This is a genomic window from Streptomyces sp. NPDC079167, from assembly GCF_040686735.1.
Classification (GTDB): Bacteria; Actinomycetota; Actinomycetes; order Streptomycetales; family Streptomycetaceae; genus Streptomyces.
In genome coordinates this window covers 115591-133213 of the sequence record NZ_JBFBLO010000016.1, presented here as the reverse complement: position 1 = coordinate 133213, position 17623 = coordinate 115591, and the positions used below count along the sequence as shown (strand labels likewise).

At 70.3% G+C, this 17623-nt stretch carries 16 protein-coding genes; 9 read left to right on the top strand and 7 right to left on the bottom strand.

Annotation, left to right across the window (positions count from 1 at the left end; translation table 11 throughout):
- Positions 1 to 217: 217 nt before the first annotated feature.
- From AB0P41_RS28725 to AB0P41_RS28710, 4 genes are all read right to left on the bottom strand, one after another.
- Complete coding sequence (locus tag AB0P41_RS28725; RefSeq protein WP_356710156.1) at positions 218 to 1150, bottom strand: amino acid ABC transporter permease; 933 nt, start codon at positions 1148 to 1150, stop codon at positions 218 to 220.
- A complete protein-coding gene (locus tag AB0P41_RS28720; RefSeq protein ID WP_104789549.1) occupies positions 1147 to 1794 on the bottom strand; it encodes an amino acid ABC transporter permease in 648 nt (215 codons plus the stop codon). Before AB0P41_RS28720 ends, AB0P41_RS28725 begins: the two co-directional genes overlap by 4 nt.
- A 141-nt stretch (positions 1795 to 1935) precedes the next feature.
- The gene (locus tag AB0P41_RS28715; protein WP_356710158.1) at positions 1936 to 2859 is read right to left on the bottom strand and encodes a glutamate ABC transporter substrate-binding protein; all 924 of its coding nucleotides are present in this window, start codon (positions 2857 to 2859) and stop codon (positions 1936 to 1938) included.
- A 32-nt stretch (positions 2860 to 2891) separates the two neighbouring features.
- Entirely contained in the window at positions 2892 to 3677 is a 786-nt protein-coding gene (locus AB0P41_RS28710; protein ID WP_356710160.1) for an amino acid ABC transporter ATP-binding protein, read from the bottom strand.
- Positions 3678 to 4032: 355 nt separating this feature from the next.
- On the opposite strand from AB0P41_RS28710, the gene AB0P41_RS28705 reads away from it, so the two are divergent.
- A complete protein-coding gene (locus tag AB0P41_RS28705; RefSeq protein WP_356710161.1) occupies positions 4033 to 4725 on the top strand; it encodes a response regulator transcription factor in 693 nt (230 codons plus the stop codon).
- 14 nt (positions 4726 to 4739) lie between these two features.
- On the top strand, positions 4740 to 6134 hold the full coding sequence (locus AB0P41_RS28700) for a HAMP domain-containing sensor histidine kinase (RefSeq protein ID WP_356710163.1): 1395 nt from the start codon (positions 4740 to 4742) through the stop codon (positions 6132 to 6134).
- A 135-nt stretch (positions 6135 to 6269) separates the two neighbouring features.
- On the opposite strand, the gene AB0P41_RS28695 is transcribed toward AB0P41_RS28700, so the two are convergent.
- Both AB0P41_RS28695 and AB0P41_RS28690 read right to left on the bottom strand, forming a co-directional pair.
- On the bottom strand, positions 6270 to 7268 hold the full coding sequence (locus tag AB0P41_RS28695) for a TAXI family TRAP transporter solute-binding subunit (RefSeq protein ID WP_365934932.1): 999 nt from the start codon (positions 7266 to 7268) through the stop codon (positions 6270 to 6272).
- Positions 7269 to 7401: 133 nt separating this feature from the next.
- A complete protein-coding gene (locus tag AB0P41_RS28690; RefSeq protein WP_365934930.1) occupies positions 7402 to 8313 on the bottom strand; it encodes a YceI family protein in 912 nt (303 codons plus the stop codon).
- 164 nt (positions 8314 to 8477) lie between these two features.
- Here AB0P41_RS28690 and miaB point away from each other — a divergent pair, with 164 nt between their 5' ends.
- The gene (gene miaB / locus AB0P41_RS28685; RefSeq protein ID WP_365934928.1) at positions 8478 to 9998 is read left to right on the top strand and encodes a tRNA (N6-isopentenyl adenosine(37)-C2)-methylthiotransferase MiaB; all 1521 of its coding nucleotides are present in this window, start codon (positions 8478 to 8480) and stop codon (positions 9996 to 9998) included.
- A gap of 29 nt (positions 9999 to 10027) precedes the next feature.
- Positions 10028 to 10747, top strand: coding sequence for a hypothetical protein (locus tag AB0P41_RS28680; RefSeq protein WP_365934926.1), 720 nt, complete (start codon positions 10028 to 10030; stop codon positions 10745 to 10747).
- A gap of 85 nt (positions 10748 to 10832) precedes the next feature.
- On the opposite strand, the gene AB0P41_RS28675 is transcribed toward AB0P41_RS28680, so the two are convergent.
- The gene (locus tag AB0P41_RS28675) at positions 10833 to 11081 is read right to left on the bottom strand and encodes an antitoxin (RefSeq protein WP_356710173.1); all 249 of its coding nucleotides are present in this window, start codon (positions 11079 to 11081) and stop codon (positions 10833 to 10835) included.
- 132 nt (positions 11082 to 11213) lie between these two features.
- Here AB0P41_RS28675 and miaA point away from each other — a divergent pair, with 132 nt between their 5' ends.
- From miaA to AB0P41_RS28650, 5 genes are all read left to right on the top strand, one after another.
- Positions 11214 to 12152 (top strand): tRNA (adenosine(37)-N6)-dimethylallyltransferase MiaA, encoded by a 939-nt coding sequence (miaA, locus tag AB0P41_RS28670; protein ID WP_365934924.1) that lies wholly within the window; start codon positions 11214 to 11216, stop codon positions 12150 to 12152.
- A 107-nt stretch (positions 12153 to 12259) separates the two neighbouring features.
- Positions 12260 to 12697, top strand: a complete 438-nt coding sequence (locus AB0P41_RS28665; RefSeq protein WP_365934958.1) for a hypothetical protein — start codon at positions 12260 to 12262, stop codon at positions 12695 to 12697.
- Between the two features lie 86 nt (positions 12698 to 12783).
- A complete protein-coding gene (dapF, locus tag AB0P41_RS28660) occupies positions 12784 to 13656 on the top strand; it encodes a diaminopimelate epimerase (protein ID WP_365934922.1) in 873 nt (290 codons plus the stop codon).
- Between the two features lie 136 nt (positions 13657 to 13792).
- Positions 13793 to 15940: an HD domain-containing protein gene (locus tag AB0P41_RS28655; RefSeq protein WP_356710179.1), complete on the top strand. Its 2148-nt coding sequence runs from the start codon at positions 13793 to 13795 to the stop codon at positions 15938 to 15940.
- A gap of 94 nt (positions 15941 to 16034) precedes the next feature.
- Positions 16035 to 17525: a M1 family metallopeptidase gene (locus AB0P41_RS28650; protein WP_365934919.1), complete on the top strand. Its 1491-nt coding sequence runs from the start codon at positions 16035 to 16037 to the stop codon at positions 17523 to 17525.
- The last annotated feature ends 98 nt before the right edge of the window (positions 17526 to 17623 follow it).

Sequence of the window (17623 nt, the reverse complement as noted above, 5' to 3'; positions counted from 1 at the left end):
GGGGCGCGATCACAGAACGAATGCAACCCACTGCCGGTGCCTGCGTCAAGCGACAGCGGGACCGGGCGCCCGCGTTGCCGCCCCACGCAACCCATGCAGCTCCCGCGCCTCAGCACTCGGGAAACCGTGACAGCCCGCCGGTGGACCGGCGGGCTGTCACGAAGGTGGGAGAGGCGGACGGCACGTCCCGTCATGGGAGGCCCGGACGCCGGTTCCGTCAGTCGGTCTTGCCGGTCCCCTCGGCAGACCCCGGCCCGCCTGCCGGGCCGTCCTCGGAGCGGGGCGCCGTGAGGCTGCCCACCGGGAGGATGCCCGGAGTCTCGGCGGCAGCCGCCATCGCGATACCGGTCCTGGCCCGTCGGCCACGCTTCTCGATCCAGGTGGCCAGCGCCGACAGGAGCAGACACATCGCCACGTAGATCGTGCCGATGACCGCGATCGTCGAGACGTACGGGTACTGGCTGTTGACCTGGGTGTTGGAAGCGATCAGACGCGCGGTCTGCAGCAGCTCCGGGTACAGGATGATGAAGCCGAGCGAGGTGTCCTTGAGGGTCACCACCAGCTGGCTGATGATCGTCGGCAGCATCGCGCGCACCGCCTGCGGGATCAGCACGCTGACCATGACCTGGGTCTTGCTCATCCCCAGGGCGTACGCCGCCTCGCTCTGCCCCTTGGGCACCGAGTTGATGCCCGCGCGCAGCACCTCGGCCTGGACACAGCCGTTGTAGACCGACAGTCCGAGCGCCAGGGCCCACATCGAGTAGTCGGTGAGGAAGCCGACCCAGATGGCGTAGATGGTGATCAGCAGCGGGATCGAACGGAAGAGTTCGATGAAGGTGGTCGCGACCCAGCGGACCGGCTTGTGGTCGGAGAGCCGGCCGATGGCGAGCAGGACGCCGAGAATCAGTGAACCGACGGCCGCCAGACCGAAGGCCTTGAGCGTGGCGAGCACCGCGTCGGCGATGTTCTGCCGGATGCCCGCGTAGTTGAAGATGTCCCACATCTCCGGGGCGAGATGCCCCTTGTCGGACAGCCGCACCAGGCTGACCGCGATCAGGCCCAGGATGGCGAGGCTTCCGGCCACGGCATAGATCCGGTTACGGACGGCAGCCTTGGGACCCGGGGCGTCGTAGAGAACGCTGGCACTCATCGGGCGACCTCCATACGACGCTCCAGCAGCCGGAAGAGACCGCTGATGGCAAAGGTGACGACCAGGTAGCCGAGGGCCACCCAGACGAAGACGGGCATGATCTCGTAGCCCCGGTCACTCATCAGCTTCTGCCACCCGAAGAGTTCGGTGACGCTGAAGGCCCCGGCGATCGCCGAGTTCTTCGTGAGGGCGATGAAGATGCTGCTCAGCGGTGGGATGACGGACCTGGTGGCCTGCGGGAGCACCACGATCCGCAGGGTCTGGGCGAACGTCATACCGATGGAGCGGGCGGCCTCGGCCTGCCCCAGGGGGACGGTGTTGATGCCCGAGCGGACCGCCTCGCACACGAAGGAGGAGGTGTAGAAGCCGAGTGCCAGCGAGCCGAGCAGGAAGGGGCTCATGCCCGGGAAGAGGATCTCCGGCACCACGAAGAAGAAGATCAGGAAGAGCAGCGTCAGCGGGGTGTTGCGCAGCAGGGTCACCCAGGCGGTGCCGAAGAAGCGCAGCGGCGGCACGGGCGACACACGGAAGCCGGCGATGGCGACGCCCAGGACCAGAGCGATGACCGAGCTGATGGCGGTGATCGACACGGTGCCTATGAAGCCGTCGCGGTATTCCGGGAAGTTGTCGAGCAATACGTTCATGGGGTCTCCGCGTCGGCGGTCAGCGGCATCTGGGCAGGGGAAGGGGCGCCCCGCACGCCGCCGTCATCGAGGACGGCGGCGTACGGGACGCCTCACTCACGCGTGTGGCGTCAGTGACAGGACGTCAGCGACGGAGCTGCGTCAGTAGCTCTCGACGGCCGGCGGCTCGGTGTAATCCGAACCGGACAGGCCCAGGGTCGCCTCGTAGATCTTCTTGTACGTGCCGTCCTCGACACGGGTCTCCAGCGTCTTGTTGATCGCCTCGCGGAGCACCTTGTCGTCCTTGTTCAGGCCGACGCCGTAGGGCTCGTCGGTGAACGGCTTGCCGACGACCTTGAGCTTGCCGGAGTTGGCGGCGGCGTAACCCTTGAGGATCGAGTCGTCGGTGGTGACGGCGTCGACCTGCTTGGTCAGGAGCTGCTGCACACAGTCCGAGTACTTGGCCAGCTCGACGACGTTCGCGCCGTACTCGGGCTTCTTGATCTCCTGGAGCGGGGTCGAACCCACGATCGAGCAGACCTTCTTGTCCTTCACCGACTCCTTGCCGGTGATGGAGGTCTCGTCCTTGCGTACCAGGAGGTCCGCGCCGGCCTTGTAGTACGGGCCCGCGAAACCGACCTGCTTCTTGCGCTCGTCGTTGATCGTGTAGGTGCCGACGAAGTAGTCGACCTGGCCCTTGGAGATGGCCGTCTCACGGATGCCGGAGTCGACGGTCTTCCACTCGATCTGCTTCTCCGAGAAACCGAGGTCGGCCGCGATCATCCGGGCGATCTCGACGTCGAAGCCGGAGCGCTCCTTCGTCGACTGGTCCTCGAAGCCGAGGTACGGCTGGTCGGCCTTGGCGCCGATGACCAGCTTTCCGCGCTTCTTCGCCTCCTTGAAGGTCGGCGAGTCGAGGTCGACACCGGTGGCGACGGTGTACTTCGGCAGCTCGGGAGCCTCGGACGAACCGGGCTTGACGCCCGACGGCTTGTCGCCGGCGGAGCCCTCCTTGCCGCCACAGGCGGTCGCGGTCAGGGCGAGCACAGCGATGGCCGCAACGGCGGCCGACTTGCGGAGCTTCATGTGAACAATCCTCGTGTCGTAGGTCGTCGGTATCAGTGGTGAAGAATCTTCGACAGGAAGTCCTTGGCCCGGTCGCTGCGCGGATTGCTGAAGAACTGGTCGGGAGTCGCCTCTTCGACGATCTTCCCGTCCGCCATGAACACCACACGGTTGGCGGCCGAACGGGCAAAGCCCATCTCGTGGGTGACGACGACCATGGTCATCCCCTCCCGCGCCAGCTGCTGCATGACCTCGAGCACCTCGTTGATCATCTCCGGGTCGAGAGCCGACGTGGGCTCGTCGAAGAGCATGACCTTGGGGTCCATCGCCAGCGCGCGTGCGATCGCGACGCGCTGCTGCTGACCGCCCGAGAGCTGCGCCGGGTACTTCTCCGCCTGCACGCCGACGCCCACCCGGTCGAGCAGCGTCCGGGCCTTCTCCTCGGCGGCCTTCTTGTCGGTCCCGCGGACCTTGACCTGGCCCAGCATCACGTTCTCGAGCACCGTCTTGTGCGCGAAGAGATTGAACGACTGGAAGACCATGCCGACATCGGCACGCAGCCTCGCCAGCTCCTTGCCCTCCTGGGGCAGGGGCTTGCCGTCGATCGCGATCGCGCCCGAGTCGATCGTCTCCAAGCGGTTGATCGTGCGGCACAGCGTGGACTTCCCGGACCCGGAGGGCCCGATGACTACGACGACCTCGCCACGGGCGATGGTCAGATCGATGTCCTGGAGCACATGCAGCGCGCCGAAGTGCTTGTTGACGTTGCTCAGTACGACAAGGTCGTCTCCCGCAGGTGCGGCATCCTCGGCGGCCTTGGTCACTGAAACTCCGCTCATCGGCTTCTTGCTCCGTCCTCCTCGGTTAGGCAAGGACCCTAGTGACGCAGTGCTACCAGCGTCATTACATCTGAGCGGAAATTGAGCATAACGATCCGGCCGCAACCGGACACACCGCGTGAACGGGACGCCACGGGGCGCTCGACGGCATACCGGGTGGGTAACGGAAACCTGGTGGTAACCGGCAGGGACTTGACTGACCCACCCGTCATCGGCGTGGATGCCCTGGTACGCGGATGACGTGAACCGACGCCGTACGGAAAGGTTCACCGGGCGGAACACCTGCGGACCGTCACGCACGGTTCGCGGTCGTCGCGAAGAGCATCGGGAAGACATGAGGCGGAGAGGGGGGGCCATGAGACTGCTGCTCGTCGAGGACGACGACCACGTCGCGGCCGCCCTGTCCGCCGTGCTGTCGCGTCACGGCTTCAAGGTCGTGCACGCCCGCAGCGGCGAAGAGGCACTCCAGGCGCTGCTGCCGGCCGAGAAGGAGCCCTTCGGGGTCGTGCTCCTGGACCTCGGGCTGCCCGACCAGGACGGCTACGAGGTGTGCGGCAAGATCCGTAAGCGCTCCACGATCCCGGTGATCATGGTGACCGCGCGGTCCGACGTCCGGTCGAGGATCCACGGCCTCAACCTCGGCGCCGACGACTACGTCGTGAAGCCGTACGACACCGGGGAGCTGCTGGCCCGCATCCACGCCGTGGCCCGGCGCAGGACGGCCGGTGAGGACACCGGACCGACACCGCTCGCGGCGCTGCGGATCGGGCCGGTCCACATCGAGCTGCCGACCCGCAGGGTCAGCGTCGACGGCCAGGAGGTCCAGCTCACCCGCAAGGAGTTCGACCTGCTCGCTCTGCTCGCCCAGCGTCCCGGCGTGGTCTTCCGCCGGGAGCAGATCATCAGCGAGGTGTGGCGGACGAGCTGGGAGGGAACGGGGCGCACCCTGGAGGTGCACGTCGCCTCGCTGCGCTCCAAGCTGAGGCTTCCCGCACTGGTCGAGACCGTGCGTGGCGTCGGCTACCGGCTCGTCCCGCCGTCGGCCTGAGGACGTACGTCCCTGTGCGCACCCGTCTGCTCCCCCTGCTCATCGTCCTGATGGCCGCCGTGCTGCTCGCCCTCGGCTTCCCGCTGGCCGTACGCGTGGCCGCCGCCGAACAGCAGCGGGTCGTCATCGACCGGATCGACGACACGGCACGCTTCGGCGCGCTCGCCCAGTTCGTCGACGAACCCGTGCGGGGCACCGAGGAACGGCAGCGAACCCTGCAGACCGAACTGGAGGCGTACGACTCCGTCTACGGGATCCGGGCCGGCGTCTTCTACCGCGACGACAGAGCCCTCGCCAGGGCGCCGGCCTCCTGGACCCTCCCCGCCGAGGGAGAGGGGCGTGAGGCCTTCGCGGAGGCCCTCCTCGGGCGTCGCTCCCACGACCCGCCCCAGGTCTGGCCCTGGCAGAACGGCCGGATCGTCGTCGCCTCCCCCGTCGTGCGCGACGGGGACGTGGTCGCCGTCGTCGTGACCGACTCGCCCACCGGGGACATGCGGTCCCGGACACTGCGTGGCTGGCTGCTCATCGCCCTCGGCGAGGCCGTGGCCATGCTCGTGGCGGTCGGTGCCGCGTTCCGCCTCACCGGATGGGTGCTCCTGCCCGTACGGACCCTGGACGCCGCCACGCACGACATCGCGAGCGGCCGGATGAGGTCCCGCGTCGTCGCGTCCGGCGGTCCTCCGGAGCTCCGGCGCCTGGCACGCTCGTTCAACGAGATGGCCGACAACGTCGAGGACGTGCTGGAGCAGCAGCGTGCCTTCGTCGCCGACGCCTCGCACCAGCTGCGCAACCCGCTGGCGGCGCTGCTGCTCCGCATCGAGCTGCTCGCACTGGAACTCCCTGAGGGCAACGAGGAGATCGCCTCGGTCCGTACGGAGGGCAAGCGCCTCGCCCAGGTCCTCGACGACCTGCTGGACCTGGCGCTGGCCGAGCACACCGCGGCGGACCTCCAGCTCACGGACATCGCCGCACTCGCCGGTGAACGGGTCGCCTCATGGCGTCCGACGGCCGAGGAGAAGGGCGTACGGCTGACCCTGGACGGGGTGCCCGCGGTGACGGGCTGGGCGGACCCGATCGCCCTCTCCAGCGCGCTGGACGCCGTCATCGACAACGCGCTCAAATTCACCCCGGGGGGCCAGGAGGTCCGGGTCACGGCCGGGCTCGAGGGCGAGGGCGCGACGGTCGTCGTCGCCGACCGGGGGCCCGGCCTCACCGAACAGGAGCTGGAGCGCGTAGGCGACCGCTTCTGGCGCAGCGGACGGCACCAGAACGTCAAGGGGTCCGGCCTCGGACTGTCCATCTCACGCGCCCTGCTCGCGGCGGGCGGCGGATCGATCAGCTACGGGCCGCACGAACCGCACGGGCTGCGCGTGACGGTCACCGTGCCGCGCGATTCCCCGCACGCGTGAGCCCGGGCGGACCGTTCCCCGCACGTCACGCCCGGGCGGACCGTTCTCCGCACGCGTGAGCCCGGGCGGGCCGTTCTCCGCACGCGTGAGCCCGGGCGGACCGTTCCTCGCACGCGTGAGCCGGGCCCCGGACCGTCAGGGCTTGGCCGAACGGTAGTAGCGCTTGGCGCCCTCGTGCAGCGGCAGCGGATCGGTGTAGATGGCCGTCCGCAGGTCCACCAGTTGCGCCGAGTGCACTTCGCGGCCGATCCGGTCCCGGCTGTCGATCACGGTCCGCGTGAACGCCTCGGTCGTCAGCGGATCCGTACGGTCCGTGGTGACCAGCAGGTTGGAGACGGCGACGGTCCGCACGGCCTGACCCTGCTGTGCGTGCAGGTAGGCGTCGGCCGGCATCACGGCCGAGCGGTAGTGGCGCGTGGACCCGCCGGCCGCCTGGAGCTGGGTGATCAGCGCGTCCTGGAGGGGCACCAGCCGGATCGCGAACTTCTCCGACAGCTCCTGCACCGCCCCGGTCGGCAGCCCGCCCGACCAGAAGAAGGCGTCCAGGCCGCCGTCCGCCAGCCGCGCCGGCATCGTGTCGATCCCGGCCTGGACGGGAGTGATGTCCTCCACCGGATCGACGCCTGCCGCCTTCATCAGCCGGTCCGCGACGAGCAGCACCCCCGACCCCTTCTGCCCCACACCCACCCGCTTGCCCCGCAGGTCGGCGACCTCACGGATCCCGGAGTCGCGGGGCACGATCAGCTGGATGTAGTCGTCGTACAGCCGGACGCAGCCGCGCAGCCGGCCCGCGCCCGGTTTCCCGCTCGCGAGGTAGGTGGCGACGGCGTCGGCCGTCGCGATGGTGAAGTCGGCCTTCCCCGTCGCGACCCGTTCGATGTTCTGCTGCGAGCCCTCGCTGGTCTGCAGCCGTATCGACACCTTGGGCATGTCCTTGGCCAGCGCGCCCTCCAGCCGCTGTCCGTAGCGCTGGTAGACCCCGCTCCGTACACCCGTGGAGAACGTGAGCGAACCGCTCGGCTCCTCCTCCCCGATCGGGAGCGCCCACCAGAGGAGCAGTCCGAGTACGACCACGGCGGCGGCGCCCCCCTGAAGGGTGCGTCGTCGGCCGAACCGGGACAGTGCGTGCAGCATGGCGCGATCCTGCCATTTCCCTGGCCTTGACGGCCAGGGCGGGGGGAGGGTCACACGCTTCGGCCGGAAGGTGGCCGCCCCCGCCCCGCGGGCAGGACGGTCTCCGTCGAGGGCAGGGCGGCCCCGTCGGCCGTCACTCCGGAGGCGTCGGAGTGTCGGGGCCCTGGAACATCGTCTGGATGTCCAGCTCCAACTGAATCGTCGGCCCGACGATGGCGATGCCGCGGGCGAGCATGTTGCGCCAGTTCAGCGTGTAGTCCTCGCGGTGCAGTTCGGCGGTCGCGCGTGCCGCACAGCGCAGTTCCTCGCCGTAACCGCCGTTGACGGCGCCCAGGTACTGCGTGTCCAGGGAGACGGAGCGGCTGACCCCGTGCATCGTCAGCCCGCCTTGGACGGTCCAGTTGTTGCCGCCCCGATAGGTGAAGCGCCTGCTGACGAAATGGAGGTGGGGGTAGTTCTCCACGTCGAGGAAGTCGGCCGACCGCAGATGGTTGTCCCTGGTCTTGTTGCCCGTCGTGATGCTCGCAGCATCGATGCGTATCTCGACCTGGGAGTCCTCGACGGAGGGTGCGATCCGGATACCGCCTTCGAAGGCGGTGAAGCGGCCGTGCACATTGGCCATGCCGACGTGCTTGGCGATGAAGCGGATCGCGGTGTGCGGAGGATCGAAGAGCCAGGTTCCGGGCACCGGGGGCTCCAGCTGCCGGGCGACGTCCAGCTGCACGCGGCCCATCGACAGGGTCTCGCCCGCGGCGATGTCGAAGGCCCAGCTGGCCGGCTGCATGCCTTCGGCCGTCATGAGCAGGCGGTAGTCACCCGGGGGCAGAGCCGCGACGAACATGCCGAACAGGTCGGTGGTCCCCTTCGCCACCGTCCGGGCCGACTTCTGGGACGTGACCGTGATCTCGGCGCCGCCGAGCGGTTGCCCCATGGGGTCGACGACCTCGCAGGTGACGGTTCCGGCCCCGGGCGGAACGGGAAGAGCGAATCTCGCACCGTCGGAGGCCGTCTTGGATCGCCTGCCGCGGAGGAGAGAGAGGACCATGACATGAACCTTTCGATAAGCGCGAGTACCTCAGCATAGAAACCAACCGGAACGATTCGTTCAACGGCCCTGGCCTCTGCTCTCCCCGGGCGGTGTGCCCCCGCCCTCAGCCGTGGCTCCGGCGGGCGGCAAGGCCCCGGCGCGCCACCGCCTACCCTTGTCCCATGACCAGCGGCAACCGGAGCGAAGCAGTGGACGTCCAGAAGAGCTACGAGGTACGCACCTACGGGTGCCAGATGAACGTCCACGACTCCGAGCGCTTGTCGGGGCTCCTGGAGGGCGCCGGATACGTACGCGCCCCCGAGGGCTCCGACGGCGACGCCGACGTCGTCGTCTTCAACACCTGCGCGGTGCGCGAGAACGCCGACAACAAGCTGTACGGCAACCTCGGCCGCCTCGCCCCCATGAAGACGAAGCGCCCCGGGATGCAGATCGCCGTCGGCGGCTGTCTGGCGCAGAAGGACCGCGACACCATCGTGAAGCGCGCCCCCTGGGTGGACGTCGTCTTCGGTACGCACAACATCGGCAAGCTGCCGGTCCTCCTGGAGCGAGCCCGGGTCCAGGAGGAGGCGCAGGTCGAGATCGCCGAGTCGCTGGAGGCGTTCCCCTCGACGCTGCCCACCCGCCGGGAGTCCGCGTACGCCGCGTGGGTGTCGATCTCGGTCGGCTGCAACAACACCTGCACCTTCTGCATCGTCCCCGCACTGCGGGGCAAGGAGAAGGACCGCCGCACCGGCGACATCCTGGCCGAGATCGAGGCCCTGGTCGCCGAGGGGGTCAGCGAGATCACGCTGCTCGGCCAGAACGTCAACGCCTACGGCTCCGACATCGGTGACCGGGAGGCATTCTCCAAGCTGCTGCGGGCCTGCGGCACGATCGAGGGCCTGGAGCGCGTCCGCTTCACCTCGCCCCACCCGCGGGACTTCACCGACGACGTGATCGCGGCGATGGCCGAGACACCGAACGTGATGCCCCAGCTGCACATGCCGATGCAGTCCGGCTCGGACACGATCCTCAAGGCCATGCGCCGCTCGTACCGCCAGGAACGCTTCCTCGGGATCATCGAGAAGGTGCGCGCCGCCATGCCGGACGCGGCGATCTCCACCGACATCATCGTCGGCTTCCCCGGGGAGACCGAGGAGGACTTCGAGCAGACCATGCACGCCGTGCGCGAGGCCCGCTTCGCCAACGCCTTCACCTTCCAGTACTCCAAGCGCCCCGGGACGCCCGCCGCCGACATGGAGGGACAGATCCCGAAGGAGGTCGTGCAGGAGCGCTACATGCGCCTCTCCGCCCTCCAGGAGGCGATCTCCTGGGAGGAGAACAAGAAGCAGGTCGGCCGCACCCTGGACGTCATGGTCGCGGAGGGCGAAGGCCGAAAGGACGGCGCCACGCACCGGCTCTCCGGCCGCGCTCCCGACAACCGTCTGGTGCACTTCACCAAGCCGTCCGAGGACGTACGCCCCGGGGACGTGGTGACGGTCGCGATCAGTTACGCCGCCCCGCACCACCTGCTCGCCGAGGGAACGCCCCTGGGCGTCAGGCGCACCCGGTCGGGCGACGCCTGGGAGAAGCGCAACGCGGCTCCTGCCGAGCGTCCCGCCGGAGTCATGCTCGGACTGCCCGGGATCGGCGCCCCCGCCCCGCTCCCCGCGGCCGCCACCCCGGGGTGCGGCTGCGACTGAGACCGGCCGGCCTGAGTACGCTGACCGGCATGCTTGCCGCCGCCGCCGTCTGCCCCTGCCCGCCGATCCTGGTCCCCGAGGTGGCCGCGGGAGCCGCGCCCGAGCTCGACGCCGCGAGGAGCGCCTGCCTCGACGCCTTGGGCGTGCTCGCCGCCGCGGAACCGGATCTGCTGATCGTGGCCGGGCCCGCCGAGCCGGGCGGCGGGGGGCCGTACCCTCCGGGCTCGGCAGGTTCGTTCGCCGCATTCGGCGTCGGCCTGACCGTACGGCTTGGTGAGGCGCCGGGCGGTTCACCCGCCCCCGGACGCCCGCTTCCCGCGTCACTCGCCGTCGGCGCCTGGCTGCTGGGCAGCGCCGGCTGGGACGGTGCCCCGCTCGAAGGGCTCGGCGTGGAGGAGTCACTCGCCGCCGACCGCTGCCTGCGGGCGGGAGCGGACCTGGTGGCCGGGGCGGAGCGGGTCGCCCTGCTGGTCATGGGCGACGGCAGCGCCTGCCGTACGGTCAAGGCGCCCGGTTACCTGGACGAGCGGGCGGCGGACTTCGACGCGGCGGCGGCCCGTGCGCTGGGGAGCGCCGACGTGGCAGCGCTGAGCGCTCTGGACGAGTCGCTGGCGTACGAACTGAAGGCGGCGGGCCGGGCGCCCTGGCAGGTGCTCGCGGGCGCGGCCCGGGGGGCGGGTCTCGGCGGGCAGCTGCTGTACGAGGACGCCCCGTACGGCGTGGGATACGTAGTAGCCGCGTGGTCGTGACCCGCCGTCCCTGACTCCTCCCCGGCAACGACGAGGGCCGTGGAGCGACATCGCTCCACGGCCCTCGGTTCCGACGGCGCCCGGATCAGTGCGCGGGCGGCGGCGGAGGCGGTGTACCGCCCTCGTTCTTCTGGCCCAGACGGTCGACCGCGTCCTTGGCCTTCTGCGTGCCGGACACGATCTTGTCGCTGTACTTGCCCTTGGTCCTTTGGTCGACCGTGCGGGCGGCCTTGTCGAGGCCCTGGTCGATCTTGCCCCCGTGCTGCTGCGCGAGGTCGCCGACCTTCTCCTTGGCCGGGGCCAGCTTGGCCTTCAGGTTGTCCAGGAAACCCATGGGTCACCTTCCGTGCTGGGGGACTGTCGTCACATTTTACTCGTCTGTGAGAAATCGCGCGTTACTCGCCGTGTCCGTCCGTCCCGGTCCCCTCCGGTCGGAAGCCATCCCGAAGTGCGGGAGACTGTCTCGGTGAGAAACCCAGCTCCCACCCCCCGCGTCATCACCGTCGTCGGCCCCACCGCCGCCGGAAAGTCCGATCTGGGAGTGTTCCTCGCCCAGCAGCTCGGTGGTGAGGTGGTCAACGCCGACTCCATGCAGCTCTACCGGGGCATGGACATCGGCACGGCGAAGCTGTCCCTCCCCGAGCGGGACGGCGTTCCGCACCGGCTCCTGGACATCTGGGACGTCACCGAGGCCGCGAGCGTCGCCGAGTACCAGCGGCTCGCGCGCATCGAGATCGACCGGCTGCTGGCCGAAGGCCGTACCCCCGTCCTGGTGGGCGGCTCGGGTCTCTACGTCAAGGGCGCGATCGACGCCCTCGAATTCCCCGGCACCGACCCCGTCGTACGCGCCCGGCTCGAACAGGAGCTCACGGAACTCGGCTCCGGCGCCCTGCACGCACGGCTCGCCGCCGCGGACCCCGAGGCGGCCCGCGCCATCCTGGCCGGAAACGGCCGCCGTATCGTCCGCGCCCTGGAGGTCATCGAGATCACGGGCAAGCCCTTCACGGCCAATCTCCCGAGCGGTGAAGCGGTGTACGACGCCCTTCAGATCGGTGTGGACGTCGAACGCCCCGAACTCGACGAACGCATCCGTACCCGTGTGGACCGGATGTGGGAGGCCGGGCTGGTGGACGAGGTGCGTGACCTGGAGGCCCGGGGGCTGCGCGAGGGACGCACCGCCTCGCGCGCGCTGGGCTACCAGCAGGTGCTCGCCGCACTCGCGGGGGAGTGCACCGAGGACGAGGCCCGCGCGGAGACCGTGCGCGCCACCAAGCGCTTCGCGCGCCGGCAGGACTCCTGGTTCCGGCGCGACCCGCGCGTCCGGTGGCTGAGTGGTGCCGAGGAACAGCGCGGAGAACTCCCGCGCCGGGCGCTGGCGTTGGTCGAACGAGCGGTTACAGCCTGATCACGTGATGGCATCGGGAAGCTCCGCCCGTCATTTCGGCGGCCGGGGCCGTGCCATCATCGAGCATCGATCGACCAGTGGAGTCCGAGTTGGGAGGGCGCGTGGCGATGGAGGCCGGCCCTCGCGACACAGACAGAGACGCACCGGACACGCAGCACGAGGCAGGACGCCTGAGCCCCGACGGCCCGGACGAGCTCGAGGTGGCCCCCGAGGTCGAGGTCGAGCTCCGGCCCGCCCGCCGGCTGCGGATCTGGCAGCTCGCGCCCATCGTCGGGCTGGCGGCGGTCGGCTCCCTGATGTTCGCCTTCCCGCTCGCCTTCGAGTTCGGCGGCGGCGGTGCGGTCGTGGCGATGCTGGGCCTGCTGATCAGCGGCTGTGCCGCCGGCTGGGGCATGATGGCCGCCCGCCGTGTCGGCCACACCTGGCCCGGTCTGCCGGCCAGGGGCTCGGACGAACGCCCCGACTGGCGCGTGGTCACGCTGTACGTGGCCGTCTGCGCCGTGCTGGTGGCCCTCGCCGTCTGGCGTGTGGCCCGGCTGCGCTGACCGGCCCGGACTCCGGGGCCCCTCCCGGGGGTACGCGACGTGGCCCGGCGCCGCGGACTGTCGGCGGAGCCTCGTACAGTTGCTTCGTGAGCACTTCGCAGATCACCTTTCTCAAGGGACACGGCACCGAGAACGACTTCGTGATCGTTCCCGACCCGGACAACGCCCTGGACCTGCCTGCCCCCGTCGTCACCCGGCTCTGCGACCGCCGGGCGGGCATCGGCGGCGACGGGCTGCTGCACGTCGTGCGGTCCGCGGCCCACCCCGAGGCGCAGGGCATGGCCGAGCAGGCCGAGTGGTTCATGGACTACCGCAACGCGGACGGCTCGGTCGCCGAGATGTGCGGCAACGGGGCGCGGGTCTTCGCCCGCTACCTCCAGCGTGCCGGGTACGTCGCCGAAGGCGATCTGTCCATCGCCACGCGGGGCGGGGTCAAGCGGGTGCACATCGCGAAGGACGGCGACGTCACGATCTCCATGGGGCGTGCCCTGCTGCCCGACGACGGCGTCACGGTGACCGTGGACGGCCGCAGCTGGGAAGCGCGCAACGTGAACCTGGGCAATCCGCACGCCGTCGCGTTCGTCGAGGACCTGGGCCACGCCGGAGAGCTCTCCTCCGTACCGCCGTTCAGCCCGCGGTCCGTCTACCCCGACGGGGTCAACATCGAGTTCGTCGTGGACCGCGGTCCACGGCACGTCGCGATGCGCGTCCACGAGCGCGGTGCCGGCGAGACCCGGTCCTGCGGCACCGGCGCCTGTGCGGTGGCCGTCGCCGCCGCACGCAGGGACGGCGTGGACCCCGCGGAGACCGGTACCCCCGTGGCGTACACCGTCGACGTCCTCGGCGGCACGCTGGTGATCACCGAGTACCCGGACGGCGGGATCGACATGACGGGGCCCGCCGTGATCCTCGCGGAGGGCGTTCTCGACCCCGCCTGGCTCGAAACGGTGATCGGTTAGAGCTTCGCTCGAATGGGTGATCCGTTTCACGCTGAGCGAGAGCTGGACTGAGCCACGTGGTGGGGTCGATAGCATCAAGCACCGGCTCGGGGGTGTAACCGCATCCACCGCCGGTCGACGTTGCCGGAGGTGCCCCATGAGCGCAGAGGCCACCAATCCAGGTGCTCCCCTTCGCAAGCGCGGTCGTCCACGGATCGACCTGCGCAGGCTGGGCCGTGTCGCCCTGCTCGGGCCGGTCTCCCGTGACCGGCTTCCCGACGCCATCGGGCACGTCGCGGAGGCTCATCGCGCGCACTATCCGGACGCCGACCTCGCCATCCTGCGCGAGGCGTACGTCCTCGCCGAGACCTCCCACCGCGGCCAGATGCGCAAGAGCGGTGAGCCCTACATCACCCATCCGCTGGCGGTGACCCTGATCCTCGCCGAACTCGGCGCGGAGACGACGACCCTGACGGCCTCGCTGCTGCACGACACGGTCGAGGACACCGAGGTGACCCTCGATCAGGTGCGCGAGCAGTTCGGCGACGAGGTCTGCTATCTGGTCGACGGCGTCACCAAGCTGGAGAAGGTCGACTACGGGGCCGCCGCCGAGCCCGAGACCTTCCGCAAGATGCTCGTCGCCACCGGGAACGACGTCCGTGTCATGTCGATCAAACTCGCCGACCGGCTGCACAACATGCGGACACTCGGCGTCATGCGCCCCGAGAAACAGGCCAGGATCGCCAAGGTCACCCGGGACGTGCTCATCCCGCTCGCCGAACGGCTCGGCGTGCAGGCGCTCAAGACGGAGCTCGAGGACCTCGTCTTCGCGATCCTGCACCCGGACGAGTACGCGCGCACCCAGGCCCTGATCTCCGCGTGGAGCGGCGCGGAGGACCCGCTCGGCGAGATCGCCGGCAGCGTCAGATCGACCCTGCGGGAAGCGGGTATCAGCGCCGAAGTACTCATCAGACCGCGCCACTTCGTCTCCGTGCACCGGGTGAGGATCAAACGCGGCGAGATGCGGGGCACCGATTTCGGGCGGCTGCTGGTGCTGGTCGGCGAGGACGCCGACTGCTACGCGGTCCTGGGCGAACTGCACACCTGTTTCACCCCGGTCATCTCCGAGTTCAAGGACTTCATCGCGGCGCCCAAGTTCAACCTCTACCAGTCGCTGCACACGGCGGTGGTCGGACCCGAGGGAGCGGTCGCCGAAGTCCTGATCCGCACACACCGGATGCACAAGGTCGCCGAGGCGGGTGTCGTCGCGCTCGGCAACCCGTACACCCAGGACGGCACCACCACCACTCACCAGGCGGAACCCGCCGACGGGGAGCGCGCCGACCCGACCAGGCCCGGCTGGCTCTCCCGCCTCCTGGAATGGCAGGAATCGGCGACCGACTCCGACACGTTCTGGGCCACGCTCCGCGCCGACCTGGCACAGGACCGCGAGATCACGGTCTTCCGCACCGACGGCGGGACCCTGGGGCTGCCCGCCGGCGCCAGCTGCGTCGACGCCGCCTACGCGCAGTACGGTGACGAGGCGCACGGCTGCATCGGAGCCCGCGTCAACGGCCGGCTGGCCACGCTGAGCACCGCCCTGAACGACGGTGACACCGTGCAGCTGCTGCTCGCCCAGGACGCCTCTTCCGGGCCGTCCCCGGAGTGGCTGGACCACGCACGTACGCCTGCCGCCCGCATCGCGATCACGGCATGGCTCGACGCCCATCCGGACGGCGTGCAGGGCCCCCACAAGAACAGGCCCGACGCACCGAGGCCGCAGGCCCAGCCCACCGACGACGCTGCGGACAGCCGCGCAAGGGCAGCCGGCCGGGCTCCGATCGTGGCGGTCGGCGCACCGGGCGCACCGGTCCGGCTCGCAGGGTGCTGCACCCCGGTCCCGCCCGACGGCATCATCGGATTCACGGTGCGCGGCGGCGCCGTCACCGTGCACCGCGAGGAATGCCCGGCGGTGGCACGGATGCGGGCGATCGGCCGGCCGGCCGTGGAGGCACGCTGGAACGACCCGGACGACCGGAGCGGCACCCCCGACTACCGGGTCACCCTCGTCGCCGAGTCCTTCGGACGCCCCAGGCTCCTCGCCGACCTCACCGAGGCCATCGCGACCGCGGACGCAGCCATCGTCTCGGCGACCGTCGAACCGCCCACCGAACAGCGCGTCCGGCACACCTACACGCTGCAACTTCCCGACGCGGCGGGACTGCCCGGCCTCATGCGGGCGATGCGCGACGTACCCGGCGTGTACGACGTGAGCCGCGCCCAGCAGCCCGCCGCCGCGGGCTGACCACCGCCGCTCCTTGCCGCTCCCCGGCGACCCGTTCGGGTGGTGCGGCGCGCGCCACCCCCGCGCGGACGGCGCGCGCTGGTAGCCGTAGTCCATGCCGCTCACCTCCCGCCGACTGCGTGCCGCTCTGCTGGCCACCGCGTCGGTCACCCTCGTCGCCGCCACGCTGCCCGCACCCGAACCGCTCGGCATCGGCGACCGACTCTTCCCCCACCTCGGCAACCCGGGCTACGACGTCCTCTCGTACGACATCGCGCTCACCTACAAGGGCCGCAACACCGAGCCCCTGGACGCCGTCACCACGATCGACGCGCGCACCACCGCACCGCTCGAGCGGATCAACCTCGACTTCGCGCGGGGCGCCGTCCGCTCCGTCGAGGTCGACGGGCGCAACTCGGATTTCGCCACCGCCGGTGAGGACCTGATCGTCGACACGCCCTCCCGGATCCCGGCCGGAGTGCCCGTGCGGATCACCGTCAGGCATACGAGCGACCCCTCGGGGGACCGTGCCAACGGGGGATGGGTGCCGACCGCGGACGGCCTCGCCATGGCGAACCAGGCCGACGCCGCCCACCGGGTCTTCCCCGCCAACGACCACCCCGCCGACAAGGCCTTCTTCACCTTCCGGGTGACCGCGCCGAAGGACCTCACGGTCGTGGCGGGCGGCGTTCCCGCCGGGAGGCGGGACCACGCCGGGGCGACCACCTGGACGTACCGCACGGAGCATCCGATGGCGACGGAACTCGCCCAGGTGTCCATCGGCCGCTCCGCAGTCCTCCACCGCACCGGGCCCCGCGGACTGCCCGTACGCGACGTGGTGCCCACGGCCGACCGCGCCGAGCTGGAGCCCTGGCTGGAGAAGACCCCGGCGCAGCTGGCCTGGATGGAGAAGCAGGTCGGCCCGTACCCGTTCGAGACGTACGGACTCCTCGTCGCGGACACCGAGACGGGCTTCGAGCTGGAGACGCAGACCCTCTCGCTCTTCGAACGCTCCCTGTTCACCGGAGACGGATATCCGGAGTGGTACGTCGATTCGGTCATGGTGCACGAGCTCGCCCACCAGTGGTTCGGCAACAGCGTCTCCCCGCGGTCCTGGTCCGATCTGTGGCTCAACGAGGGACACGCCACCTGGTACGAGGCCCGCTACGCCGAGGAACACGCGCGGAAGCCCATGGAACGCCGGATGCGCGAGGCCTACGCCCGCTCCGACACCTGGCGCGCGGCGGGCGGACCGCCCGCACGCCCCGACGTGCCCACCCCGGACCACAAGATCAGCCTCTTCAGGCCGGTCGTGTACGACGGAAGCGCGCTGATCCTGTACGCGCTGCGCGAGGAGATCGGCGAGGCCGCGTTCGACCGCCTCGAACGGACCTGGGTGCGCGTCCACAGAGACGAGTCGGCGACCACCCGGCAGTTCACGGACCTCGCGTCGAGGATCGCGGGACGGGACCTGACCGCGTTCTTCGACGGGTGGCTGTACGGGGAGAAGACCCCGCCCATGCCGGGGCACCCGGACTGGCGCAGCGGAACGCCCCGCAACGCCGCGGGTGGGCAGAGCCCCGCGCGGGCGCCGAAACCCGAGTGACGGCCCGGGCGGGGACATGCCACTATCGACGCGTCGGCACGGCGTCCGGCCGGTGGATCCCCTCCATGGGAATCTTCCGGCGGGGTCACGCGTTGTGA